At 58.5% G+C, this 22,619-nt stretch carries 26 protein-coding genes; 12 read left to right on the forward strand and 14 right to left on the reverse strand.

What is annotated here, in order from left to right; all coding sequences use genetic code 11:
* Positions 1–78: 78 nt before the first annotated feature.
* Both ACA069_RS08150 and ACA069_RS08155 read right to left on the reverse strand, forming a co-directional pair.
* A complete protein-coding gene (locus tag ACA069_RS08150; protein ID WP_187677322.1) occupies positions 79–663 on the reverse strand; it encodes an HD domain-containing protein in 585 nt (194 codons plus the stop codon).
* A gap of 22 nt (positions 664–685) precedes the next feature.
* Entirely contained in the window at positions 686–997 is a 312-nt protein-coding gene (locus ACA069_RS08155) for an Mpo1-like protein (protein ID WP_187677323.1), read from the reverse strand.
* A 164-nt stretch (positions 998–1,161) separates the two neighbouring features.
* On the opposite strand from ACA069_RS08155, the gene ACA069_RS08160 reads away from it, so the two are divergent.
* On the forward strand, positions 1,162–2,223 hold the full coding sequence (locus tag ACA069_RS08160; protein ID WP_401268954.1) for an AraC family transcriptional regulator: 1,062 nt from the start codon (positions 1,162–1,164) through the stop codon (positions 2,221–2,223).
* On the opposite strand, the gene ACA069_RS08165 is transcribed toward ACA069_RS08160, so the two are convergent.
* Positions 2,180–3,634, reverse strand: coding sequence for a TrkH family potassium uptake protein (locus ACA069_RS08165; RefSeq protein WP_187677324.1), 1,455 nt, complete (start codon positions 3,632–3,634; stop codon positions 2,180–2,182). The genes ACA069_RS08160 and ACA069_RS08165 overlap by 44 nt on opposite strands.
* Before the next feature lie 121 nt (positions 3,635–3,755).
* Between ACA069_RS08165 and ACA069_RS08170 the strand changes: the two genes are divergently transcribed.
* A complete protein-coding gene (locus ACA069_RS08170; RefSeq protein ID WP_187677325.1) occupies positions 3,756–4,322 on the forward strand; it encodes a nitroreductase family protein in 567 nt (188 codons plus the stop codon).
* Between the two features lie 225 nt (positions 4,323–4,547).
* Here the strand turns inward: ACA069_RS08170 and ACA069_RS08175 are convergent, their stop codons facing one another.
* The 6 genes from ACA069_RS08175 to ACA069_RS08200 form a co-directional block, all read right to left on the reverse strand.
* The gene (locus tag ACA069_RS08175) at positions 4,548–5,888 is read right to left on the reverse strand and encodes a sensor histidine kinase (RefSeq protein WP_497617032.1); all 1,341 of its coding nucleotides are present in this window, start codon (positions 5,886–5,888) and stop codon (positions 4,548–4,550) included.
* Positions 5,889–6,086: 198 nt separating this feature from the next.
* The gene (locus ACA069_RS08180; RefSeq protein ID WP_497617034.1) at positions 6,087–6,536 is read right to left on the reverse strand and encodes a Spy/CpxP family protein refolding chaperone; all 450 of its coding nucleotides are present in this window, start codon (positions 6,534–6,536) and stop codon (positions 6,087–6,089) included.
* A gap of 135 nt (positions 6,537–6,671) precedes the next feature.
* Positions 6,672–7,349: a response regulator transcription factor gene (locus tag ACA069_RS08185; protein WP_187677328.1), complete on the reverse strand. Its 678-nt coding sequence runs from the start codon at positions 7,347–7,349 to the stop codon at positions 6,672–6,674.
* 7 nt (positions 7,350–7,356) lie between these two features.
* Positions 7,357–7,767 carry an SH3 domain-containing protein gene (locus tag ACA069_RS08190; protein ID WP_187677329.1) on the reverse strand — a complete coding sequence of 137 codons (411 nt, stop codon included), beginning with the start codon at positions 7,765–7,767 and terminating at the stop codon, positions 7,357–7,359.
* 120 nt (positions 7,768–7,887) lie between these two features.
* Positions 7,888–8,187 carry a YciI family protein gene (locus ACA069_RS08195; protein WP_187677330.1) on the reverse strand — a complete coding sequence of 100 codons (300 nt, stop codon included), beginning with the start codon at positions 8,185–8,187 and terminating at the stop codon, positions 7,888–7,890.
* Position 8,188: 1 nt separating this feature from the next.
* A complete protein-coding gene (locus ACA069_RS08200; protein ID WP_187677331.1) occupies positions 8,189–8,785 on the reverse strand; it encodes a septation protein A in 597 nt (198 codons plus the stop codon).
* A gap of 87 nt (positions 8,786–8,872) precedes the next feature.
* Here ACA069_RS08200 and ACA069_RS08205 point away from each other — a divergent pair, with 87 nt between their 5' ends.
* The 7 genes from ACA069_RS08205 (at position 8,873) to ACA069_RS08235 (ending at position 16,018) form a co-directional block, all read left to right on the forward strand.
* Positions 8,873–9,736: a PHP domain-containing protein gene (locus tag ACA069_RS08205; RefSeq protein ID WP_187677332.1), complete on the forward strand. Its 864-nt coding sequence runs from the start codon at positions 8,873–8,875 to the stop codon at positions 9,734–9,736.
* 13 nt (positions 9,737–9,749) lie between these two features.
* Complete coding sequence (locus tag ACA069_RS08210; RefSeq protein WP_401268964.1) at positions 9,750–10,379, forward strand: L-threonylcarbamoyladenylate synthase; 630 nt, start codon at positions 9,750–9,752, stop codon at positions 10,377–10,379.
* Positions 10,380–11,201, forward strand: coding sequence for a segregation and condensation protein A (locus ACA069_RS08215; protein ID WP_103305317.1), 822 nt, complete (start codon positions 10,380–10,382; stop codon positions 11,199–11,201).
* Between the two features lie 11 nt (positions 11,202–11,212).
* Entirely contained in the window at positions 11,213–12,184 is a 972-nt protein-coding gene (scpB, locus tag ACA069_RS08220; RefSeq protein ID WP_497617037.1) for an SMC-Scp complex subunit ScpB, read from the forward strand.
* A gap of 44 nt (positions 12,185–12,228) precedes the next feature.
* Complete coding sequence (locus tag ACA069_RS08225; protein WP_187677335.1) at positions 12,229–12,420, forward strand: DUF1289 domain-containing protein; 192 nt, start codon at positions 12,229–12,231, stop codon at positions 12,418–12,420.
* 143 nt (positions 12,421–12,563) lie between these two features.
* Positions 12,564–13,778 carry a 23S rRNA pseudouridine(2605) synthase RluB gene (gene rluB / locus ACA069_RS08230; protein WP_489878487.1) on the forward strand — a complete coding sequence of 405 codons (1,215 nt, stop codon included), beginning with the start codon at positions 12,564–12,566 and terminating at the stop codon, positions 13,776–13,778.
* Between the two features lie 818 nt (positions 13,779–14,596).
* Positions 14,597–16,018, forward strand: a complete 1,422-nt coding sequence (locus tag ACA069_RS08235) for an amino acid permease (RefSeq protein WP_497617039.1) — start codon at positions 14,597–14,599, stop codon at positions 16,016–16,018.
* A gap of 54 nt (positions 16,019–16,072) precedes the next feature.
* Here ACA069_RS08235 and glyA read toward each other — a convergent pair whose 3' ends face one another.
* Positions 16,073–17,422, reverse strand: a complete 1,350-nt coding sequence (gene glyA / locus ACA069_RS08240; RefSeq protein WP_497617041.1) for a serine hydroxymethyltransferase — start codon at positions 17,420–17,422, stop codon at positions 16,073–16,075.
* Between the two features lie 532 nt (positions 17,423–17,954).
* Between glyA and ACA069_RS08245 the strand changes: the two genes are divergently transcribed.
* Positions 17,955–18,560: a helix-turn-helix transcriptional regulator gene (locus ACA069_RS08245; RefSeq protein ID WP_489878490.1), complete on the forward strand. Its 606-nt coding sequence runs from the start codon at positions 17,955–17,957 to the stop codon at positions 18,558–18,560.
* Positions 18,544–19,422, forward strand: coding sequence for a queuosine precursor transporter (locus ACA069_RS08250; RefSeq protein ID WP_489878491.1), 879 nt, complete (start codon positions 18,544–18,546; stop codon positions 19,420–19,422). Before ACA069_RS08245 ends, ACA069_RS08250 begins: the two co-directional genes overlap by 17 nt.
* A gap of 64 nt (positions 19,423–19,486) precedes the next feature.
* On the opposite strand, the gene queC is transcribed toward ACA069_RS08250, so the two are convergent.
* Positions 19,487–20,185, reverse strand: coding sequence for a 7-cyano-7-deazaguanine synthase QueC (queC, locus tag ACA069_RS08255; protein ID WP_489878492.1), 699 nt, complete (start codon positions 20,183–20,185; stop codon positions 19,487–19,489).
* Positions 20,186–20,325: 140 nt separating this feature from the next.
* On the opposite strand from queC, the gene arfB reads away from it, so the two are divergent.
* Entirely contained in the window at positions 20,326–20,739 is a 414-nt protein-coding gene (gene arfB / locus ACA069_RS08260) for an alternative ribosome rescue aminoacyl-tRNA hydrolase ArfB (protein ID WP_497617044.1), read from the forward strand.
* Here the strand turns inward: arfB and ACA069_RS08265 are convergent.
* The 3 genes from ACA069_RS08265 to ACA069_RS08275 all read right to left on the reverse strand — a co-directional run bounded on the left by ACA069_RS08265 (position 20,736) and on the right by ACA069_RS08275 (position 22,425).
* Positions 20,736–21,935, reverse strand: coding sequence for an MFS transporter (locus ACA069_RS08265; RefSeq protein WP_489878493.1), 1,200 nt, complete (start codon positions 21,933–21,935; stop codon positions 20,736–20,738). The two genes, arfB and ACA069_RS08265, sit on opposite strands and share 4 nt — an antisense overlap.
* 103 nt (positions 21,936–22,038) lie before the next feature.
* Positions 22,039–22,221 (reverse strand): hypothetical protein, encoded by a 183-nt coding sequence (locus tag ACA069_RS08270; RefSeq protein ID WP_497617045.1) that lies wholly within the window; start codon positions 22,219–22,221, stop codon positions 22,039–22,041.
* A 72-nt stretch (positions 22,222–22,293) separates the two neighbouring features.
* The gene (locus ACA069_RS08275; RefSeq protein ID WP_262410290.1) at positions 22,294–22,425 is read right to left on the reverse strand and encodes a hypothetical protein; all 132 of its coding nucleotides are present in this window, start codon (positions 22,423–22,425) and stop codon (positions 22,294–22,296) included.
* Positions 22,426–22,619: the final 194 nt, after the last annotated feature.

The following is a 22,619-nucleotide window of genomic DNA, read 5'->3' on the forward strand; positions in this document are numbered from 1 at the left end:
AGCAAAAGCTCGCAGCCTTCGGCAGCTCCTGCACATGGCCTCATGCAGGCGCTGCCGAAGGCTGCGAGCTTTTGATCTTCAGGCGTGTTCTTCCATCGCCGCCTTGTAAATCGAGTGCTTCGGCTGGGCAAACAACCGCTGCATCATCGGCTCGAAAAAGCTCAGCGGCAGGGTGTCATACGCCGGATCGAACGCCGCCGCGTCGTATTTTGCGCAGAATTCGGCGGTCGCCTGAAACTGCGGGTGCTCCTTGAACTGCTCGCGCAGGTGCCGATCCATGCCCAGGTGATGGAAGAAGTAATAGCCCTGGAAGATCCCGTGCTTTTCCACCATCCAAAGGTTTTCGGCACTGACGAACGGCTTGAGAATCGCCGCGGCAATGTCCGGATGGTTGTAAGAACCGAGGGTGTCGCCGATGTCATGCAACAATGCGCACACCACGTATTCCTCGTCACGCCCGTCACGATACGCGCGGGTCGCGGTTTGCAGCGAGTGGGTCAGGCGATCCACGGGGAAACCGCCGAAATCACCTTCAAGCAATTTCAGGTGGGTCATGATCCGTGATGGCAGCTGTTTGGCGTAGGCACTGAAGTCTGCGGCGATGATCGCCCAGTCTTCCTGCGTACCGTCCTTCATGTGGGTGAAGCGGGCATTGGCGTTCATTGGCCATCCTCAATGTCGGTTTTCAGAAGGCCACGCGACCCAGAATCATGTCGCGGTACATGGCGAAATCGCCGAGCAAGCTGTACAGCGGATGCTGAAAAGTCGCCGGTCGATTCTTTTCAAAGAAGAAATGCCCGACCCAGGCGAAGCTGTAACCGGCCAGCGGCAAGGCCAGCAACAGCAGCCAGGCACCCTTGGCGATGGTCAGCGCGAGAATAAAAATCACCAGTGTCGTGCCGATGAAATGCAGGCGACGACAGGTGCTATTGCTGTGTTCGCTGAGGTAATACGGGTAAAACTCAGCGAAGCTGTTGAAATGCTTGATGTTTTCCACGACCGCGTTCTCTGTGGTTGTTGTTCTGGCGACGAGTTGTTCTGCGGGTAGCTTATTTGAGTCTAGAGTGATCATTGGCGTGGGCCAGTGACTATCGGCGCCACTTTAGTATCCTTCGCAAATCAGGCCGTAGCACGCGGCCCCTCATGTAAAAGAAAAACACCATGAGCGAACGAACGACTTCTGCAAGCTGGGCGATGGGGATTGTCAAAGCATTGGAGATGGACGGCCTGGATTGCCGGGTTCTGTTCAAGCAGTTGGGGCTCGATTACGCCGCCCTGGATGATCCGGATGCGCGCTTCCCGCAAGATTCCATGACCCGACTCTGGCAACGGGCGGTCGAGCTGTCCGGCAACCCGGCGATCGGCCTGAACATGGGCAAAGTGGTGCGACCGGCGTCGTTTCATGTCGCCGGTTATGCGCTGATGTCCAGCAACACGTTGGCCGAAGGCTTTCAGCGACTGGTGCGCTATCAGCGGATCATTGCCGAGAGTGCCGACCTGAGTTTTCGCCTGCTGGAAGAAGGTTATGCGCTGATTCTGACGGTGCATGGCGACCACCTGCCGCCGACCCGGCAAAGCGCTGAAGCCTCGCTGGCGTGTGCGTTGGCCCTGTGTGGCTGGCTGAGCGGGCGCACGCTGCACCCGGTCAAAGTGCTGGTGCAGGGCGATGAACCGCAAAATCTGCAACCTTACAAACAGGCTTTCCACGCACCGCTGACGTTTAACGCACCTTACGACGCGTTGATTTTCGAGCGCGCCGACATGGAGGCGCCGCTGCCCACCGCCAACGAGGCGATGGCGCTGCTGCATGACCGGTTTGCCGGGGAATACCTGGCGCGGTTTTCCGAAAGTCGCGTGACCCACAAGGCCCGCCAGGTGCTCTGCCGTTTGCTGCCGCAGGGTGAGCCCAAGCGCGATACCGTCGCGCAGACCTTGCACTTGTCGCAGCGCACGCTGCAGCGCCGGTTGCAGGAGGAGGGCACGAGTTTTCAGCAATTGCTCGATGACACCCGCCGCGAACTGGCCGAGCAGTACCTGGCGCAACCGAGCATGACCCTGCTGGAAATCGCCTATCTGTTGGGTTTTGCCGATCCGAGCAATTTCTTTCGCGCGTTCCGGCGTTGGTTCGACACCACGCCCGGCGATTACCGGGCGCGGTTGTTACAGGCGCCGAATGCGATCAGTGACGCCAAAAGGCCGGAATACACAGCACAAACACCGTGATGATCTCCAGTCGGCCGAGCAGCATGCCGAACGACAGGATCCACTTGGCAGCATCCGGCAGCGTCGCGAAGTTGCCCGCCGGGCCAATGGTTTCGCCCAACCCCGGGCCTACGCCGGATACGGTACTGGCGGCGCCGGTCAGCGCGGTCATCCAGTCCACGCCCAACAGTGACAGCAGCAGGGCGATCACGCAGATGGTGATGGCGAAGAAGAACGAGAAGGTCAGAATCGAGCGCACGATCTCTTCGTCGAGGCGGTGACCGTTGTACTTCTGCTTGATCACCGCGCGCGGGTGGATCAACTGGTTAAGGTTGGCCTTGAGGAGGATGTAGGCGACCTGGAAACGGAAGATCTTGATCCCGCCGGCAGTCGAGCCCGAGCAGCCACCCACAAAACCCAGATAGAAAAACAGCATCAGCGAGAAGTTGCCCCACAGGCTGTAGTCACCGAGGGCAAAACCGGTGGTGGTCAGCACCGACGTCACGTTCAGCGCCACATGGCGCAAAGCTTCGAGCCAATGCAGATTGGTCGTCCACCAATACCATGTGCCGAGCACCAGCCAGGTCACCAGCAACATGCCGAGCAAACCCTGCACCTGTTGATCCTTGATCAGCGCCTTGCGGTTGCCCCGCAACGTGGCTACGTAGAGGGTAAACGGCAAGCTGCCGAGAATCATGACCACCACCGCCACCCAGTGCACCGCCGGTTGCGTCCACTTGGCCAGCGACTGGTCGGAGGTCGAGAACCCGCCGGTGGAAATCGCCGACATCGCATGATTGATCGCGTCGAACAGGCTCATCCCGGCCCACCAGAACGCCAGGCTGCCGAGGATGGTGATGCCGACGTAAGCCGCCACGATCAGCCGCGCCACCATGTGCGAGCGCGGCATGACTTTTTCCGAGCGATCCGACGATTCGGTCTGGAACAGGCGCATGCCACCGATGCGCAACAGCGGCAGAATCGCCACCGCCATGCCGATAAAGCCGATGCCGCCGATCCAGTGCAGCAACGAGCGCCACATCAAGATGCCGGGGGACATGTTATCCAGACCCGTGAGCACGGTCGAACCGGTGGCGGTGATGCCGGACATGCTTTCGAAAAACGAGTCGGTGTAGCTGATGTGCTGGGTCAGCAGAAACGGCAGCGCCGCGAAGATACATACCACCAGCCAACTGCTGACGGTCAGCAGGTACATGTCGCGCGGGCGCAGATGAATGTGTTCCGGGCGACCGGGAATCACCAGCGCGAGGCCGGCGACGAAGGTGATCATGCTTGCCCAGAGGAACGACGGCAGATCGCCCGTGCGATCGAAAATCACCAGGGTGGCCATGGGCACGACCATGGCAATCGCCAGGGTGATCAGGAAGATGCCGATGATGAAACCAATGATCCGTAAGGTCGGCAACGCCATGAAGTCCGCTCGGGCTGATGTGGGAAGGGCGCCATTCTACCTGTGGGGCAGGGCATGTAAACCGGCATCCCTTTGACAGATACAGCTAGAATAGCCGCACATTTTTCTCAGGAGGTGGCCGATGCAGGCTCTCGACGCTTTGCTCAACCGTGTTTCCGTTCCCCGACTGGTCGAACCGGCCCCGACTGCCGAGCAGCGCGAAGCCTTGTTTGGCGCGGCGCTGCGTGCACCGGATCACGGGCATTTGCAGCCGTATCGCTTCCTGACTGTCGAAGGTGCGGCGCGTGAGCAGATGGGCGAGTTGCTGGCCGAGGCTGCGCAGAAGCAGGAAGGCGAAGTCACTGAAGCAATGATCGACAAAGCCCGCAACGGCCCACTGCGGGCGCCGTTGGTAGTTGTGGTGATCGCGAAGTTGCAGGAACACGTCAAGTACCCGAAGGCTGAGCAATTGCTGGCGGCGGGCTGTGCGGCGCACGGGATTTTGCTGGCAGCGTATGCGCAGGGGATTGGTGCTGTTTGGCGTACCGGTGATCTGGCTTATTCGGCGCATGTGGCCAAAGGCCTGGGGCTGGCGGAAGGTGAAGAAGTGATTGCCTTCCTGTACCTCGGCACGCCGCAGAAAGAACCGCGTGTGGCCGAGAAGGTTGATCTGGCGGAGTTTGTCAGCGCTTGGCCGGGTAAAGCCTGAAGATCAAAAGCCCCTCACCCTAACCCTCTCCCGGGGGGAGAGGGGACTGATTGGGGGATACTCCAGAGATACGCCGACCTGAGCGATTTTTGGTGAATCCGGAATCGACTCGGTTTAGCGCTTGGTGTAACCATAATCGACACGGTTTTTCAGGTCGATGTATGACGCAAGACCCTTCGGTCGGCCCCCTCTCCCTCCGGGAGAGGGCTGGGGTGAGGGTGGCTCTTAGGGCTGCACTACAGCACCCGGCACCAACGGCAACTCCAGACTGGCAATAAACCCGCCCTCAGAATGATTCGCCAACACCAGACTCCCGCCATGGCGCTCCGCCGCACGCTTGGCAATCGCCAATCCCAGACCATGCCCGGCGGCAGTCTGCCCCGGCGCCCGATAGAACGGCTCGCCTAACTGGTTCAAATGCTCGGCCTGCACCCCCGGCCCATGGTCACGCACGCTCACCACGATGCGTTCGCCCTGACGTGAGGCCTTCATTTCAATCGGCTGGCCCTCCGGATTGAAACGCTGGGCATTGCGCAGCAGGTTATCGACAGCGCGCTCGATCATGGTCGGCCAACCCTTGAAATTCAGTTGCGGCTCGACGTCCAGGTGCACGGTCTGCTCTGGCGAGCCGAGTTGCGCGTCCTTTTGCAGAAGGCTGAGCAGTGCGTTCAAGTCCACGTCTTCAGCGCTGGCGTTGTCGGCATCGACCCGCGCCAACACCAGAATTTCACTGATCAACGCTTCGAGCCGGTCGCATTCGCGGGTCAGGCGGGGCCAGAGCTTTTCCCGTTCTTCAGGGTTTGCCCGTTCGGCCAGCGCCAAGGCAATGCGCAGGCGTGCCAGCGGTGAACGCAGTTCGTGAGACACGTCTCGCAGTAATTGACGCTGACTGCCGATCAGACTTTGCAGGCGCGCGCCCATGCGGTTGAAGTCGGTTGCCAGCACGCCGAATTCATCGCGGCGGTTGGCCAGTTTCGCCAGGCTATTTTGCTGATAAGTCGTTTGCCCCAGATCATGCACCGCGCCGCGCAAGCGGCTGAGCGGGCGGGTGATGGAGAACGTCACCAGCAGGCTGAACAGGGTTAGCACCACCAGCGCGATACCCAGCGCACTTAACGGCCAGAGCAGGCTTTCGCGGTGCCAGGCGTCGAGTTCCGGGTGCGGGATGCGGTAGATGAACAGGTAGGTGTCGCCGGTTTTATCACTGGTGAATTCATCGGTCAGACGCCGCCATGGCAGGCGGCGGTCATCGTTGTTCTGGCGGGCTTCGAAGGCTGCCGCGCGGCGGGGAAAGGTGCCGCGCACCACTGGGTCGCCGGTCTCGTTGAGGACCTGAACGTCGATGTGGTACTGGCGTTTGCGTTGCTCGAGGATGTTCTGGGCGGCTTCTTCGCCTTGGGCTTCGTAGGTCTGCGTCCACTCGGCGGCCAGAGTGTTGAGGCCGGGGTGACGACTGAGGATCCACGCGTCCTGATTGAGCATGTGCCCCAGCAGAATGGAGAGCCCTGCCACCAGAGCGATAGCCAGCCAGAAGCTCGCGAGAATACGCCAGAACAATGAACGCACAGAAAATCCTCAATCAGACACAAAACCCCTGTAGGAGCTGCCGCAGGCTGCGATCTGATCGTTCCCACGCTCTGCGTGGGAACGCAGCCGGGGACGCTCTGCGTCCCACAGCTAAAAGATCGCAGCCTGCGGCAGCTCCTACAGGGTCGAATGTAAGCAGGCCCAACGGTTTAAGCCGTTGGGCCTGTAGTCAGAACATTATTGCGCCTTTTGCGGCTGTTGCGCTTTCCAGGCCTTGAACTCGGCCCATTCTGCGCGACGTTCGGCCTGTTTCTTCTGGATCTCGTCGAATTTCTTCTGTTGATCCGGTTTCAACACGGCGCGGACATCGGACTCGGCTTTTTTGTGGTTGGCCGCCATTTCGTCCTTCATGGCTTTCTGGTCGGCTGGCGAGAGTTTTTCCAGGTACTTGTCGACCACTTGCTTACGCTCGTGCATCTGCTCGCCCATGATCTTGCGGATCTGCTCGCGTTGTTCGCGGGACAGGTCGAGTTGGCTGTACGGGCCTTTGCCGTGCATGCCGTGCATCTGACCGCCGTGGCGTGGGCCTTCGAGCGGGCCACCCATCGGGCCACCGTCTTGCGGCATGGCCATGGCGACGGTTGGCAGAGCGGCAGCGAACATCAGAGCGATAAGAGTCTTGCGCATGGTGTATCTCCTTGTCTCGTTCCCGGTACGTTCCGGATGAGTTCAGATTACGGAGATCAAGGTCAGCGGCGGTCAGCGCTACGTAAAGCTTGGGTAAAGACGATACGGCGCTGACCTGACAAAAATGACACAGCGTCAGAGGCTGTAGTAGTAACCGCGGCTGCGCAGAGCCACGATCCGCGGGCGGCCGTCGGGGTGTGGGCCGATCTTTTTGCGCAGGTTGCTGACGTGCATGTCGAGGCTGCGGTCGTACAGGGTCAACTTGCGGCCGAGGGCAAGTTGCGCCAGTTCCTGTTTGTCCAGCGGCTCGCCGGGCTGTTTGAGCAACGCTTCGAGCAAGCGGCTTTCGGAAACGGTAAGGGTCAGTTCTTTCTCGTCGATGCTGACCACGCCGCGCACCGGGCTGAAACTCAGGTCACCCAGTTCCAACTGTGTCGACACGGCGGCCGGATGGCTGCGGCGCAACACGGCGCGCAAGCGGGCGGTCAGTTCACGCGGGTCACAGGGTTTGGCCAGGTAATCGTCGGCGCCCAGTTCCAGGCCGAGAATGCGGTCCAGCGGCTCGCCACGGGCGGAGAGCATCAGCACCGGCAGATCGGCGTGATCGTTACGCAATTGCTTGAGCAGTTCCAGACCACTGCCATCGGGCAGCATCACGTCCAGCACCACTGCCGCCGGAGCGGTTTCGGCCAAGGCCTTGCGGGCGCTCTGACCGTCGTGGCAGGCGCGCACCTGGAAGCCTTCCTGGCTCAACCAACTGCTCAGGAGCTCACACAGCTCCACGTCATCATCAATAAGTAACAGCTCGCTCATGACTCACTCAATTTAGCCATTGCCGACGTTTTCGGCTTGCACCACTGGCAAAGATACCGCAGAGCAGCGCCAATAGCGCTACCCCGGCGCCGGTGACGAACCACTGCTGCTGATCGGTCAGCAGGCGCGGCAGCGTGCTGGCCTGGGCTTCCTTGAGTTGCAGCTTGAGGCGCTGGTTCTCTTGGCGCAACCGGGCGAGCTGGGCGCTCTCGCGGGTGTTGTCGGCATTTTGCAGTTGTTTGTTCAATTCTTCGCGCTGCTGCTCGCTGGCCTTGAGACGCTGTTGCAACTCGGTGATCTGGCTGCCGGCACTCAATGACAATGGCGTAGAGCTGCCGCCTTCGGTGGCTTCCTCACCATGGGCGGGCGCCATGATCGACAACGTGACCAACATCAGACACAACGGACCCTTGCGCATCGCGACACCTGTTTCCAAATGGATATTGGGCAGGTTGTCGGCAGGCAAACAAGAATAATGAGCGATTGAGAACGCGATCAACCGACAAGGTTCATCGCGTGGAGGATTTGCGGGGGAAAGTTACGGCAGGACTTGCTTGAACGGCTTCACGATCACAGTGGCGTAGACCCCTGCAGCGATGTACGGATCGGCATCGGCCCAGGCTTGCGCGGCGCTAAGGGAATCGAATTCGGCGACGATCAGGCTGCCGGTGAAACCCGCTGCACCCGGATCATTGCTGTCGACGGCCGGGTGCGGGCCGGCCAATACGATGCGGCCTTCGCCCTTGAGCACTTGCAGGCGTTCCAGGTGCGCAGGGCGCGCGGCCAGGCGAGCTTCGAGCGAGTTGGCAACGTCGGTGGCAATGATTGCGTAGAGCATGTCAGTCCTCGGTTTTTGGTGTTGTGGTATCGGTGTCGTGCAGGTGACGGGACAAATAAATGCCCTGAGCCACCAGGAACAGCACGGTCATGCCCAGGCTGCCGAACACCTTGAAGTCCACCCAGATGCTCTGGAAGGTGAAGGCGACGAACAGGTTGGCGGCCCCGCAGAACAGGAAAAAGGCGATCCAGGCGATGTTCAGGCGCGTCCAGACTGGGTCCGGCAGGGTCAGTGCATGGCCCATGATGCGCTTGATCAGCAGGCGGTCACCGATGAAGTGGCTGCCGATGAAGGCGACAGCGAACAACCAGTTGACCACCGGGGCTTTCCATTTCAGGAACGTCTCGCTGTGGAAGGCCAGGGTCAGGCTGCCGAACACGAGGCAGGCGATCAGGGTCAGCCATTGGCTCTTTTCCAGCTTGCGCTGTTTGATGAAAAGCGCGCCGTACACCGCCAGAGAGCTGATGATCAGCATCGCAGTGGCGCTGTAAATACCGCCTACAGTGACTTCATGGCCCGCAATGTCGACGACCCGTGGATCAAGTTTGTAAACGATGAAAAACAGCAGAAGCGGGATGAAATCGATGAATTGTTTCACAGTGAGAGCCAGAAGCTGGATGTGGCGGCATAATAACAAACATATGGGCGCGCGATAGCGCCGGCTGATTTGAGGTTACAACTCCCCGTGAATGTTGATTTGCACTGCCACAGCACGGCCTCCGATGGCGCCCTGGCGCCTGCGGTTCTGGTTGCGCGTGCGTTCGAGAACGGCGTGCGAGTCTTGGCATTGACCGACCATGACACCCTCGAAGGCCTCGCCGAAGCGCGCATGGCCGCGACTGAGTTGGGGATGCAACTGGTCAATGGCGTCGAACTCTCCTGCACCTGGGGCGGCGCGACCATCCATGTGCTGGGCTACGGTTTCGACGTCAATGCCGCGCCGCTGGTCGAGGCCATCGCCAAGTTGCACGATGGCCGCTGGCTGCGGTCGGAAGAAATAAGCCGCAAGCTCGCCCTCAAGGGCATGCCCGGCGCCCTCGACGGCGCACGACAGATCCAGCAAGCACTGGGTGACAGCGGCAACGCGCCGGCCCGTCCGCATTTCGCCGACTGGATGGTGCGTGAAGGTTATGTAAAGGATCGCGCCGAGGCATTCCGCAAATGGCTTGGCGCCGGCAAGCTGGGCGACGTCAAACTGCACTGGCCGACTCTGGAAGACACTGTCGGTACTCTGCGCGCCGCCGGGGCCTGGGTCAGTCTGGCGCATCCATGGCACTACGATTTCACCCGCAGCAAGCGCCGAAAGCTGATTGCCGACTATATTCAAGCGGGCGGGCATGCGATCGAAGTGGTCAATGGCCATCAGCCTGCGGAACAGGTGGGCAGCCTGGCAATCCTTGCCCGTGAGTTCGGTCTGCTGGTCAGCGCCGGCAGTGATTTTCATGGCCCTGGAGGCTGGTCCGAGATCGGCCAATACCGGCCGGTTCCCGAGGACCTTCCACCCCTGTGGTGTCGGTTCAAACATGACACAGTTATTGCCGCCGTCTGAACAGGTAGAGAATGTGAGTCAATTTTTCCAGATTCATCCGGAAAACCCGCAAGCGCGCCTGATCAAACAGGCAGTCGAGATCATCCGCAAGGGCGGGGTGGTGATTTATCCCACGGACTCTTCCTACGCCATTGGTTGCCAGATTGGCGACAAGACGGCCATTGAGCGCGTGCGGCGGCTGCGTCAGCTCGATGAGAAACACAACTTCGCGCTGATCTGCAGCGATCTGTCGCAACTGGGTAACTACGCCAAGATCGACACCGGCACCTTCCGCATTCTCAAGGCTCACCTGCCAGGGCCGTACACCTTCATTCTCAATGCCACCCGTGAAGTGCCACGGCTGCTCCTGCATCCGAAGAAGCGCACCATCGGCCTGCGTGTGCCGAGCCACCCGATTGCGTTGGCGCTGTTGGCCGAGCTCGGCGAGCCGCTGATGAGCGTGACCCTGATCATGCCCGGCGACGAAGATCCACTGAGCGATCCGTACGAAATGCGCCAGTTGCTCGAACACCAAGTGGACTTGATCATCGACGGCGGTTTTGGCGGCATCAAGGCCTCCACCGTGATCGACCTGACCGGCGACGATCCGGAAGTGATCCGCGTCGGTTGCGGCGATCCTTCCCCGTTCATGGTCGAGGCCTGAATGTCCGCAGTAGAAACCGTTGTCGATCCGCAGGCCGGCGCCCAGCAGGAACTGCCGTTTGCCATGGTCTATGGCCAGGCGGTCATGGAAATGCCGCTGGACCTTTACATTCCACCGGATGCACTCGAGGTCTTCCTTGAAGCCTTCGAAGGCCCGCTCGACCTGCTGCTGTACCTGATCCGCAAACAGAACATCAACATCCTCGACATCCCGGTGGCGGAAATCACCCGCCAGTACATGGGTTATGTCGAGTTGATGCAGTCGGTGCGTCTTGAACTGGCCGCCGAGTATCTGGTGATGGCCGCGATGCTGGCCGAGATCAAGTCGCGCATGCTGCTGCCACGGGCCGAAACCGTCGAAGACGAAGAAGACGACCCGCGCGCCGAACTGATCCGCCGCTTGCAGGAGTACGAACGCTTCAAGGCGGCCGCTGAAGGCATTGATGGCTTGAGCCGGGTTGGCCGCGACGTCGTGGTGCCCAAGCTCGACGCCCCGGAAGCCCGGGCGCGCAAGTTGTTGCCCGATGTGGCGCTGGAAGAAATCCTGATGTGCATGGCCGAAGTGCTGCGCCGTGGCGACATGTTTGAAAGCCATCAGGTCAGCCGCGAGGCCCTGTCCACCCGCGAGCGCATGAGCGATGTGCTGGAACGGCTCAAGGGCGGCGGTTTTGTGCCGTTCGTCGAGCTGTTCACTGCCGAAGAAGGTCGCCTCGGTGTGGTAGTGACCTTTATGGCGATCCTTGAACTGGTCAAGGAATCCTTGGTCGAGCTGGTGCAGAATGAGCCGTTCGCCGCGATCCACGTGCGAGCCCGAGCCGAATAACGAGTCGAAACATGAACCTGACTGAACCCCGCGAGCTGGCGTCCCTGCTTGAAGCCTTTCTGTTGGCCTCGGGAAAACCGCAATCCCTTGAGCGCCTCTACGAACTGTTCGAAGAGGGCGAGCGGCCAGAACCGCCGGTCTTCAAGAAAGCCCTGGCATTGTTGGCCAAGTCCTGTGATGGGCGCGCGTTCGAGCTGAAGGAAGTCTCGTCCGGCTATCGCCTGCAGATTCGCGAGAAGTTTTCGCCGTGGGTTGGCCGCCTCTGGGAAGAACGCCCGCAGCGTTATTCCCGTGCCTTGCTGGAAACCATCGCGCTGATTGCCTATCGCCAGCCGATCACCCGAGGCGAGATCGAAGACGTTCGTGGTGTGGCGGTCAACAGCAACATCGTCAAAACCCTGATCGAGCGCGAGTGGATCCGCATCGTCGGTTACCGCGACGTGCCGGGCAAACCGGCGATGTTCGCCACCACCAAGGCGTTTCTCGATCACTTCAACCTGAAGAACCTTGAAGACCTGCCGCCGCTGGCCGAGTTGCGCGAGATGGAAGCCGACCCGGTGCTGGATTTCGACGATGCCCCGGTGCCGCAGAGTTTGCAGGAACTGGCCGACGCCAGTGCCGAGCCGGAAGAGGAGAAGGAGGAAACCAGTTTCCACACCTTGCTGCTGGAGCTGGACAGCATGGAGGAGGGGATCAAGACCGACTTCGACGATTTGCTGCGTGATGGTGCCGATGGCGACGTGCTGCCGACCGAGCCTGAGGTTGAAGTTGTCGAGCCAGTCATTGAGATTGAACCTGAGACCGAGCCTGAAGCCGAACCTGAAGAGGACATTCTTGGTGTTGCCGAGGCCCGGGAAAAACTCTTGGCTGCCGTTGCTGCCCTGGAGCAGTCCGCACCAGAACCCGAACTGAGCGAAGAAGAAGCCGAAGCCCGCGCGCTGGCCGAAGCGATCGAAGCCGAACGCCGCGAGTTCGAGGACTGAGGCTCGCCGAAGGCTGCGATCTTTTGATCTTCAAGTGAGACCCCATGAGCTCGACTAAAGACCCCTGCATCAGCCTCTGCAAATTCACCGATGACATTTGCCTCGGCTGCGGGCGCAGCAAGCGCGAAATCAAAGCCTGGAAGAAACTCGACAAGGATGACAAGCGCATCGTGCTGGCCGAAGCTGCGCTGCGCCTGATCAAGCTTGGCGGCGCCGGTCGGCGGAAAAAGAAATAACTGTCGATCGATCAGCTAGTCTCTGATGCGCGATGGCCCACATCCGCGTATGATTCGCGACCCTTCGTCGATCCCTTCGGCAAAGCAAACAGTTTTCAATGCTTCAGGCGCCGCCTGAACAGACCACACCGGGAGGTGCCCAGATGAGCGACATCATTCAGAAAGACGACCAGGAAATCGGCCCAGCAGGCGAAAAACTGCAGAAAGTCCTCGCCCGTATCGGCGTCGGCTCACGCCGCGACGTAGAAGCCTGGATCAGCCAGGGCCGGATCAAGGTCAATGGCAAAGACGCCACCCTCGGCCTGCGCGTCGACATGCACGACGCCATCACCATTGATGGCAAGGTGATCAAGCGTGAAGAAGCTGCCGAATCGGTACGCCGCGTGATCATGTACAACAAACCCGATGGCGAGATCTGCACCCGTGACGACCCGGAAGGCCGTCCGACCGTGTTCGACAAGCTGCCACGTCCTAAAGAAGGACGCTGGATCAACATCGGTCGCCTCGACATCAACACCACCGGTCTGTTGATGTTCACCACCGACGGTGAACTGGCCAACCGCCTGATGCACCCGTCCTACGAGATGGACCGTGAATACGCCGTGCGTGTACGCGGTGAAGTCGATGACGAAATGATCGAGCGTCTGAAGGCTGGCGTCGTGCTGGAAGACGGCCCGGCCAAGTTCACCGACATCAAGCAGGCTCCGGGCGGCGAAGGTTTCAACCACTGGTATCACTGCGTGGTCATGGAAGGTCGTAACCGTGAGGTTCGTCGTCTGTGGGAGTCGCAAGGTCTCGTTGTCAGCCGTCTGAAGCGCGTGCGTTTCGGCCCGGTGTTCCTCAACTCCGACCTGCCGATGGGCCGCTGGCGCGAAATGAGCCAGTACGAAGTCGACATCCTCAGTGCTGAAGTCGGTCTGACGCCGGTAGCGATGCCACAACTGAACGCCAAGAGCAAAGACAAGCTTGAGCGCATGCAGCGCAAATCGTCGCGGCCGATGGCCAAGACCGAGCGCGTGCGCACTCTGCGTCCAGCCGCTGGCGCGCCGACCGGCCCACGTCCAGGCCGCGAGCCGCAGATCGAAGGTGAGCGTCCGGGTCGCAAGCCTGCCGCGCGTCCGGATGGCGAGCGCGCTCCACGCGGCCGTACCGAGCGTGGCGAAGGCCGTGCACCTGCCGGTCGCGGTACACCGGTAGCGGATCGTCCTGCTGACACCACCAACAAGCGTCCGGCCAAACCGGCGCCGAAGCGTCCGGGCATCAAGCTTGTTGACGGTGACAAGCCGTCGGGCAATCGCCGTGGCGCACCGGCCGGTTCTGGTCAGCGTCCGGGGTTCGGTCGCAAGAAGCCTGAGTGATCGGATTCAGTGACTGAATGAAAAACGCCAACCTCAGGGTTGGCGTTTTTTTTCGTCTGGCAAAAATATTTCCGCTCACTTGGAAACAAAACGCCCATCAGCCAGCGGATTGTCATCCAGCGCAAACCACCGTCAATGTGCAGACGTCTGACAGGAAATTCTGAAATGGAAATTTCACGTTACGCCTCGTAAAGAAATATTTACGAAAACCACGCGAAAACCCAATGAACGACAACGTGCGCCGAAGCTGTAAGGAAAAACTGCCGGAGCTCGCCCAGCTGGGTGTTGTGCAAGGCTCTGGCACGCTTGTTTCAGCTGCGCTGGAAGGGTGAGATGCGTCCCATGCCTGTCGTGCAGGTGCATAACAAGAAGGAGGCGCAATGAACGCCGTGACTGATCTCCACCTCTCACCGTGGGACGGTTTTCCCCTCGTCCCCGTCGATGACCTGCAAAGGTCTGACTCAATTTTTGCAGCCGCTCGAGCGTCTCGAGGCGGACACACGCAATCCCGGCAACCGACACGCTGATCCAGCGGAGTCTGGCAGCAGGGGGTTAGCGGTGTACAATGCGCCGCGTTTTAACTGTGACCCTCTGCGTAATCGCGCAAATCTCAAGGCTACCCGCCTTGTTCACTCCGCCGCGCCACAAGCGTGTCGGGTTCGATTTCGTCACAGATAAAAACAAACAGGTGACGCATGACCGTTGTAAAAAAGCTGAACTCCTGGTGCCTGCGCTGGGGTTTGATCGGGGCTGCTTGAAATCGCAACCTTGCAGCAACGTCTACTGAACATCATCAAACCTTGCGTGAGACCTTTTTCATGAGTGGACAACCCTCGCAATCAGGCGAGCTGAAACGCGGCCTGAAAAATCGCCATATTCAACTGATCGCCCTCGGTGGCGCGATCGGTACCGGATTGTTCCTCGGCTCGGCCGGGGTGCTGAAATCCGCTGGCCCGTCGATGATCCTCGGCTACGCCATCTGCGGCTTCATCGCCTTCATGATCATGCGCCAGCTCGGCGAAATGATTGTCGAAGAGCCGGTGGCCGGTTCCTTCAGTCATTTTGCGCACAAGTACTGGGGCGGCTTCGCCGGCTTTCTGTCGGGCTGGAACTGCTGGATTCTGTACATTCTGGTGGGCATGTCCGAGCTGACTGCGGTCGGCAAATACATTCATTACTGGGCGCCGGATATCCCGACCTGGGTTTCCGCCGCTGCATTCTTCGTGCTGATCAATGCGATCAACCTGGCCAACGTCAAAGTCTTCGGTGAAGCCGAATTCTGGTTCGCGATCATCAAGGTCGTGGCGATCGTCGGCATGATCGCGCTGGGCAGCTACCTGTTGGTCAGCGGCCATGGTGGCCCGCAGGCCTCGGTCAGCAACCTCTGGGCTCACGGCGGCTTCTTCCCCAACGGCGTTAGCGGTCTGGTGATGGCCATGGCGATCATCATGTTCTCCTTCGGCGGTCTGGAAATGCTCGGTTTCACCGCAGCCGAAGCCGACAAGCCGAAAACCGTGATCCCGAAAGCGATCAACCAGGTGATCTACCGGATCCTGATTTTCTACATCGGCGCCCTGGTTATTCTGCTGTCGCTGACCCCGTGGGACAGCCTGCTGGAAACCCTCAATGCGTCCGGCGATTCCTATAGCGGCAGCCCGTTCGTACAAGTGTTCTCGATGCTCGGCAGCAGCACCGCAGCGCATATCCTCAACTTCGTCGTGCTGACTGCGGCGCTGTCGGTGTACAACAGCGGCACCTACTGCAACAGCCGCATGTTGCTGGGCATGGCCGAGCAGGGCGACGCGCCGAAAGGTCTGGCGAAGATCGACAAGCGCGGCGTGCCAGTGCGTTCGATCCTCGCTTCGGCGGCGGTGACGCTGGTGGCGGTGCTGCTCAACTATCTGATCCCGCAACACGCGCTGGAGTTGCTGATGTCGCTGGTAGTGGCGACCCTGGTGATCAACTGGGCGATGATCAGCTTCTCGCACTTCAAGTTCCGCCAGCACATGAACAAGACCAAGCAGACGCCGCTGTTCAAGGCCCTGTGGTATCCGTATGGCAACTACATTTGCCTGGCGTTCGTAGCGTTCATCCTTGGTGTGATGCTGCTGATCCCGGGCATCCAGATCTCGGTCTACGCGATTCCGGTGTGGGTTGTGTTCATGTGGGGCTGCTACGTGATCAAAAACAAGCGTGGTGCGCAGCAGGCGTTGCACGCGGCGGGTTCTGTGGCGAAGTAAGGCAACCGCAAAAACAACAAACCCGGCCAAGTGCCGGGTTTTTTGTGTTCGCCGTTATACGTAATCGGCGATGGGATAGGCCTTGCACAACGCTTCGACCTGAGAACGGAATTGCTCCTGTAACGAGGGCTCCAGCGTGTACTCCTGCTCGCCGAGCGGCGTCACCTTGTCGAGGATCTGGCAGATCAAATCGACGACTTCACGGCATCCCTTGCCGTCGATGTGACGTTGCGCCATCGAGCCGGTGCCGATGCGCAACCCGCTGGTAATGAGGGCAGGTCGGGTCTCGCCGGGAACACGATGTTTGTTGACGATGATCCCGCAGCGCTCCAGCGCCGACTCGGCAATGGCACCAGTAATGCCGCCACGCAAGCGAATCAGCACGGTGTGGTTTTCACTGCGCCCGCCCACTACCTCGTAATCATGGGCCTGAAACGCACTGGCGAGTTCATCTGCCGCGCTGCGAATCCGCCCCATGCACGCGTCGAACTCTGCAGACATTGCGTAGCCCAGCGCGGCAGCCTTGGCCGCGATCATGTTGACGGCTGGCGCTCCCTGCATTTGCGGAAACACCGCTTGATCGAGGGCGCGACGGAAGGTTATCCGCAAGCCGGGAACCTTGGTGTTCGCGTCACGACCCGAGAGGATCAACCCGCCGCGAGGTCCCGCCAGTTGCTTGTGTGTGCAGGTCGTCGTGATGTGTGCGACGTCGATCGGGCTGGGATGCCGTCCCGTGGCAACCAGTCCGGCGATATGCGAAATGTCAGCGAGCAGAATGGCCCCGGCTTCATCGGCAATTTCGCGAAAGCGCTCGAAATCCACGGCCCGCGAATAGGCTGTTGCGCCGCACATGATGATGCGCGGGCGGTGAGCAAGGGCCAGTCTGCGCACATTGTCGTAGTCGATGACACCCTCTGAAGTCGTCCCGTACTGGATCGCTTTGTAGTAGGCGCCCGAGAAGGCTTTTGAGCTGCCGTGGGTGAGATCACCGCCGTGTTCAACGGCCATTCCCAGCAGGGTATCGCCCGGCTCGAGCAAAGCAGTAAGCACCTGGTAAGTGGCGTTCGATGCCGAGTGTGATTGGACGTTTGCGTATTGGGCGCCGAACAGCTCCCGAGCTCTGCGGATGGCCAGCGACTCGACCAGATCGACGTTCTCGCACCCTGCGTTATAGCGCCTGCCGGGCATGCCCTCGGCCGTCACGTTGACCAGCGCTGACGCGGATGCCACCAAAGTACGAGGCTTGACTGCGCAGGAGGAAGAGACCAGTGACAATGTTTGGTGTTGGCGTGCGACTTCAGCGTCGAGGATCGCCGCCAGTTCGGCATCTTCCGTTCGAAGTTCCGCCAGGCCTCGTTGCAGTAGGTCAGCCTGGTTTACAAGCGGTTCGGTAGTGACTGCCATGATTGCTATTCCTTCCCTGGTTTCGCGTGTTCGCGTACGTCCGTGTTGGCTGAGCGCTATACAGTTGGATTCCGTGTTTTGGCGTCAGTACGCGCAAACTTATCCCTGTATGAATAACCCGTTTCCATGGCCGCCGTTTGTTGGTGGAGGAGCGGGTTGCTCGACGCATCATAGATTTTTCACTGGGGAACGCCAGAAAAATTAATCAAAAAAATGAACATTGTTCAAAGAAAATGATTCTTTTTGTCCGGTAGGTGGGTGTAGAACTGCAGGTCGGGAGCTTGGGCGCTCCAAGCCTCGGGGGGAGGCCAAGTGAATTAACGAGTCATTACAGATTGCGAAGTGATCCTGCGAAGCTGCACCATGCGCTGTTTTTCAGATGACTTTTTGTACCGGAACCAAGGATGGAGAATGCTATGATCTCTCGCGGCTCTAACACCAGTACAACTATCTGCATAGTTTGCCTGTGACCACTGAATGATCACTCGTGGCGTGTTTCCAATTGCCTTTATAAAAAGATGGTAAGCATTTTATGCACAGAAGAGAAAGATCGGAGAATCTGAAAAACAATATCAAATACTTGATAAAGAGCAGGGGCGAGACGCAGTTGTCTCTGTGCAATTCCAGTGGATTGACCAGAACGACCATCTACAACATTCTTGAGGGCAAGGTGGTCAATGTACAGCACGCCACTGTCCGCAAGATTTCTGATTTCTTCGGGGTTTCTTATGAGGAAATAGAGACGATCGACTTTGAAGAGAAAGAAATAATAGACAGCAGCATTTCGCCGCAGGGAAACATGAATCCAGCGGCCGTGCCAGTGATAAAGGAAAGCCTGGTTGTCCAGAGTCTTGACAAAAGAATTGGTGAGCTGGCCACGATTTACCCACTGACTTACTACTTCGGTACATCCTTCAACTTGATAGGCGTGCTGCTGGAGAATGAGATCAGGGGTATGAATGAGCCGGGCGACTTATTGATCGTGCAGAAGGGGGCGGCGAGCAGCGATAAGGAAAAGCTGGTGTATGACAAACTCACAGGCAAAATGTTTATTACCCATGAAGTTGACGCTGGCTCTGATCGTGTTTGTGTTGTCGGGGATATAATCGAGGAACGATTTAATGGACTGCAGCGTTGAAACGGAAAACAGCAAGTACAAGCTGCTAGGGTTTGAAAATGGAAAAAGCCTGGCCGTCATTATGGTCATTGCGACCGGAAAAATAATCAAAATAAAGCTAAGTGAAGTGTTGAATAGTGAGATTATGGATAATCTAAATAAAATAGAAGTGAAAAACCTGTACAAGAAGTTTTATTCCCAGGGCGGAGCGCTCACCGCCTACGAAATAAATGACCGTCACGAGAGTTCTTGGATGATCTACATCATCCTGAACCTGATGCTGTTCACGCTTTACATCTTTACCAGTATTGCCGCCACGAAGCCGATCTATCTGGAATATTTTGATATTGTCGTCACGCCGGGGACCTTTCTTTATCCGCTGACGTTTCTGATCGTTGACCTGCTGAATGAGACGTTCGGCCTCAGGCTCGCGCGAAAGGCGATTCTCTTTGCTTTCATCAGTAATGCGGCCATTATCATCTTGCTGGCCATTACTACCCATCTTCCAGGGCTGCCGGGTTGGAAGCTTGATGGGGCTTACAATGATGTTATCAGTCAACTCTCTGCAGTCCTGGTAGCCTCTTCGGTTTCGTTTCTGGTTTCCGAGAATATAAATTCATATTTGTTGTGCAAGATAAAAGAACTCACCAATTCCAGATTTCTGTTTTTGCGAGTGTTCTTAAGTACGTTGTTTGCGGTGATCATCGATAGTTTTCTATTCTGCTATATCGCCTTTTACGGAACGATGGAGAACAGCGCGATACTCGGCATGATCTATGTTCAGATTGCGATAAAGGTAGGCTTCGCGTTTTTTAATATTTTGCCAGCCTACGGCGCGAGGTCTTTGTTCAAGAAATATCTGACAGGTGCGCAGACGCAATAAATGAAGGATGGCGCTCACTGGGCATGATATTTTCATGCTTTAGTGAGCGCTTCTTGCTGTGGGTTTACTTCAAACTCAGTTTCGCTTTCAGGCTGCGCGTAACCTGTTCTTTGTTGGTCAGAAACTCATTCAGCCCTTTCGCGCGAAGATTACATGCATCGCAATCGGAACATCCGCTGCCTTTGATGCCGTTGTAACAGGTCAGTGTTTCTTCGCGAACCAGTTCCAGCTGGTTATAGTAATCCGCCAAGGCCCAGGTCTCTGCCTTGTTCAGCCACATCAGTGGCGTTTCAAGTTGCAACTTATAATCCATGCCTAGCTCAAGGGCTTTATTCAGTGCCTTGACGAATTCATCCCGGCAATCGGGGTAACCAGAGAAGTCTGTTTCACAAACACCGGTAATGACCGTCTTAGCCTGAACTTGATAGGCATAGATTGAAGCCAGGGTCAGAAAAAGAATGTTTCTTCCCGGCACGAAAGTGCTTGGCAGGCTTTCTCCGGAGCTATTCACGGTCGGGACCGGAATGTTGTCGCGCGTGAGGCTGCTGATCGCCAGCTCATTGAGCAAGGACACATCAAGGGTTTTATGCACGGTCACGCCGAGCTTTTTGGAAAGATGCTGCGCGACTTCAATTTCGGCGATATGACGCTGACCGTAGTCAAACGTGATGCAGTGTATTTCATCGTAGTGAGTCAGTGCGTGGATCAAACAGGTGGTTGAGTCCTGTCCGCCGCTGAAAACGATAACTGCTTTGTTGGTCATGCTTATGCTTCCTGCATTGATGTAGTAAGGGCAAGATTTGGAATGGTAACTCAAACACGGTGGCGGCCTGATTCAAATGGCGAGCAAGCCCGGCATCTGTTTCGCGGTATCCTGCGCGTTCTGAATACGGACGCTTTTCCATGCTGGTGATTTCCAACAACGTGCATCTGCCGGATGCCGAGGTCGAATTGACGGCCATTCGCGCCCAGGGCGCCGGGGGGCAGAACGTCAACAAGGTCTCCAGTGCCGTGCACCTTCGCTTCGATATTTCGGCCTCGTCCTTGCCCGAGTTCTACAAGGAACGGCTGCTGGCGTTGCGCGACAGTCGTATCACCAGCGATGGCGTGTTGATCATCAAGGCCCAGCAGTACCGCACGCAGGAAGCCAACCGTGCCGATGCACTTGAGCGTCTGGTCGAGCTGATCCTCAGCGCCACCAAAGTCGAAAAGAAACGCCGTCCGACCAAGCCGACGCTCGGCTCGAAGAAGCGTCGGCTCGAGTCGAAAACCAAGCGCGGCAGTATCAAGGCCGGGCGTGGCAAGGTGGATTTCTAGTCTTCCCGGTATTTTGCGGTGTGCTTGTACAGATACACGCTCAACGCCAACCCACTCAGGGAGGCGAGGGCGGCGAACAGGAAGATCGAGGCGAAGCCGAATCCGGCAGCAATTGCCCCGGCCACCGGTCCAGTGATCCCCAGCGATAAGTCGATGAACAACGAATAGGCGCCGACAGCTGCGCCGCGACTCGACGCTGGAACCAGATTCACTGCTTCCACACCCAGCGCCGGGAACACCAGCGAGAAGCCGAAACCGCTCAATGCCGCACCGGCCAATGCCCAGTGCGCATCCGGCGCGAGCCACAACAGCAACAAGCCGAGGGTTTCAACCGACAGGCAGGCAATCGCCACGCGGAAGCCGCCGAGGCGGTTGATCAGGTTGCCGAACAGCAGGCGCGCGCCGATGAAGCTGGCGCCGAACAGACTCAAGCACAGCACCGCGTTGTCCCAATGCTGAGTGGCGTAATACAGGGTAATGAAGGTGGCGATGGTGCCGAAGCCGATCGAACCCAGCGCCAGTCCGCAACCGTGAGGAAAGACCCGTCCCAACACATGCATGAACGGCAGACGCTCACCGATGACAATCGGCGCGGCAGTCTTGGGCCATGCCAGCAGCAGGCCTAACGCCGCCAGCAAAATGATGCTGACGCCCATGCTCCACAAGCCAAGTTGGCCGACCAGCCACACCCCGAACGGTGCGCCGACGGCCAGTGCGCCGTAACTGGCGATGCCGTTCCACGAGATCACCTTGGCGGTGTTCGCCGCGCCGACGCGGCCGATCCCCCAGCCAATCGAGCCGGAACCGACCAGGCTTTCCGCGCTGCCCAGCACCAGTCGACCGATCAACAGGCTGATCAGGCTGAGCATCGGCATGTTCGGAGTCCACGCCGAAATCAGCATGAACACGCCGCTCAAACCGCACCCGGCCAAGCCATACATCACCGCGAGTTTGCTGCCCTTGTTGTCGATGATCTTGCCGGCGTAAGGGCGGCTGAGCAGGGTGGCGAGGTATTGCACGCTGATCACCAGGCCGGCGATCACTGCGCCGAAGCCCAGGTCGCTGTGGACGTAGCCCGGCAATACAGCCAGCGGAATGCCGATGTTCAGGTAGCCGATGAAGGTGAAGAGGACGATGGAAACGACTTGCAGCGTGACCGCCAGGGGGCGCTGGGGCTCTGACTTGGAGAACGACATGGGAAAAGGTCCACGGGAGCAGCAGATTAGATAGGCTGCTTATGATACCGACGCGAACGGCTCTGGGGCGGGGAAAAGTAAAACTATTTGCCGGACGGCGGTTTCAGGGTTTGGCCGGGGCGACCAGTTGCGTGGTGATCAGTGCGGCGAGGGCGTTTTCTTCGCTGCCAAAACGGGCGAGCAGAGCGGCCTGTTTTTCGGGGGAGAGTCGGCTCCAGATCTCGATCATTTTCTCGGTGGCACCGATCAGAACGGCGGCTTGGTTTTCGGAGAATTCGTCGGTCATGGCAGGGCTCGGGCATTCAGGCAGTGTGGAAAGCGCATGTTAGCGCTTTCCACACGGTCTGTACGGCGGGTTTTACTCTTCGCTGTCGGCCGGGCGGCTCTCAACGGCTTCTTTCGACTCGGGCTGTTGGGCACCGGCTTGTTGCGTGGTCGTCTGCTCAGGTACGTGCAGGCTTGGGAAGGGGAGATTAGGAATCTCGTGCATGGTTGCGCTCCTCGCTAAGTCTGTTGATAGATCTGGTAGATCCGCGCTTTTGGAAAGCCTGCGCAGGATACAGCAGGAAAAATGACAATCAGACTTTTAATTCGAATTATTGCGACAAATGGCCGCAGGGAGACAGGTCGCCGAAACAAATGTAGGAGCTGCCGAAGGCTGCGATCTTTTGATCCTGCTTTTAA

It is taken from the genome of Pseudomonas sp. LBUM1652, from assembly GCF_059716105.1.

Bases quoted from the DNA above. Each gene is read 5' to 3' on its own strand.
- ACA069_RS08150 (WP_187677322.1), bottom strand. From the start codon at position 663: ATGAACGCCAATGCCCGCTTCACCCACATGAAGGACGGTACGCAGGAA.
- ACA069_RS08160 (WP_401268954.1), top strand. From the start codon at position 1,162: ATGAGCGAACGAACGACTTCTGCAAGCTGGGCGATGGGGATTGTCAAA.
- ACA069_RS08165 (WP_187677324.1), bottom strand. From the start codon at position 3,634: ATGGCGTTGCCGACCTTACGGATCATTGGTTTCATCATCGGCATCTTC.
- ACA069_RS08170 (WP_187677325.1), top strand. From the start codon at position 3,756: ATGCAGGCTCTCGACGCTTTGCTCAACCGTGTTTCCGTTCCCCGACTG.
- ACA069_RS08180 (WP_497617034.1), bottom strand. From the start codon at position 6,536: ATGCGCAAGACTCTTATCGCTCTGATGTTCGCTGCCGCTCTGCCAACC.
- ACA069_RS08185 (WP_187677328.1), bottom strand. From the start codon at position 7,349: ATGAGCGAGCTGTTACTTATTGATGATGACGTGGAGCTGTGTGAGCTC.
- ACA069_RS08190 (WP_187677329.1), bottom strand. From the start codon at position 7,767: ATGCGCAAGGGTCCGTTGTGTCTGATGTTGGTCACGTTGTCGATCATG.
- ACA069_RS08195 (WP_187677330.1), bottom strand. From the start codon at position 8,187: ATGCTCTACGCAATCATTGCCACCGACGTTGCCAACTCGCTCGAAGCT.
- ACA069_RS08215 (WP_103305317.1), top strand. From the start codon at position 10,380: ATGTCCGCAGTAGAAACCGTTGTCGATCCGCAGGCCGGCGCCCAGCAG.
- scpB (WP_497617037.1), top strand. From the start codon at position 11,213: ATGAACCTGACTGAACCCCGCGAGCTGGCGTCCCTGCTTGAAGCCTTT.
- ACA069_RS08225 (WP_187677335.1), top strand. From the start codon at position 12,229: ATGAGCTCGACTAAAGACCCCTGCATCAGCCTCTGCAAATTCACCGAT.
- rluB (WP_489878487.1), top strand. From the start codon at position 12,564: ATGAGCGACATCATTCAGAAAGACGACCAGGAAATCGGCCCAGCAGGC.
- ACA069_RS08235 (WP_497617039.1), top strand. From the start codon at position 14,597: ATGAGTGGACAACCCTCGCAATCAGGCGAGCTGAAACGCGGCCTGAAA.
- glyA (WP_497617041.1), bottom strand. From the start codon at position 17,422: ATGGCAGTCACTACCGAACCGCTTGTAAACCAGGCTGACCTACTGCAA.
- ACA069_RS08245 (WP_489878490.1), top strand. From the start codon at position 17,955: ATGCACAGAAGAGAAAGATCGGAGAATCTGAAAAACAATATCAAATAC.
- ACA069_RS08250 (WP_489878491.1), top strand. From the start codon at position 18,544: ATGGACTGCAGCGTTGAAACGGAAAACAGCAAGTACAAGCTGCTAGGG.
- queC (WP_489878492.1), bottom strand. From the start codon at position 20,185: ATGACCAACAAAGCAGTTATCGTTTTCAGCGGCGGACAGGACTCAACC.
- arfB (WP_497617044.1), top strand. From the start codon at position 20,326: ATGCTGGTGATTTCCAACAACGTGCATCTGCCGGATGCCGAGGTCGAA.
- ACA069_RS08265 (WP_489878493.1), bottom strand. From the start codon at position 21,935: ATGTCGTTCTCCAAGTCAGAGCCCCAGCGCCCCCTGGCGGTCACGCTG.
- ACA069_RS08270 (WP_497617045.1), bottom strand. From the start codon at position 22,221: ATGACCGACGAATTCTCCGAAAACCAAGCCGCCGTTCTGATCGGTGCC.
- ACA069_RS08275 (WP_262410290.1), bottom strand. From the start codon at position 22,425: ATGCACGAGATTCCTAATCTCCCCTTCCCAAGCCTGCACGTACCTGAG.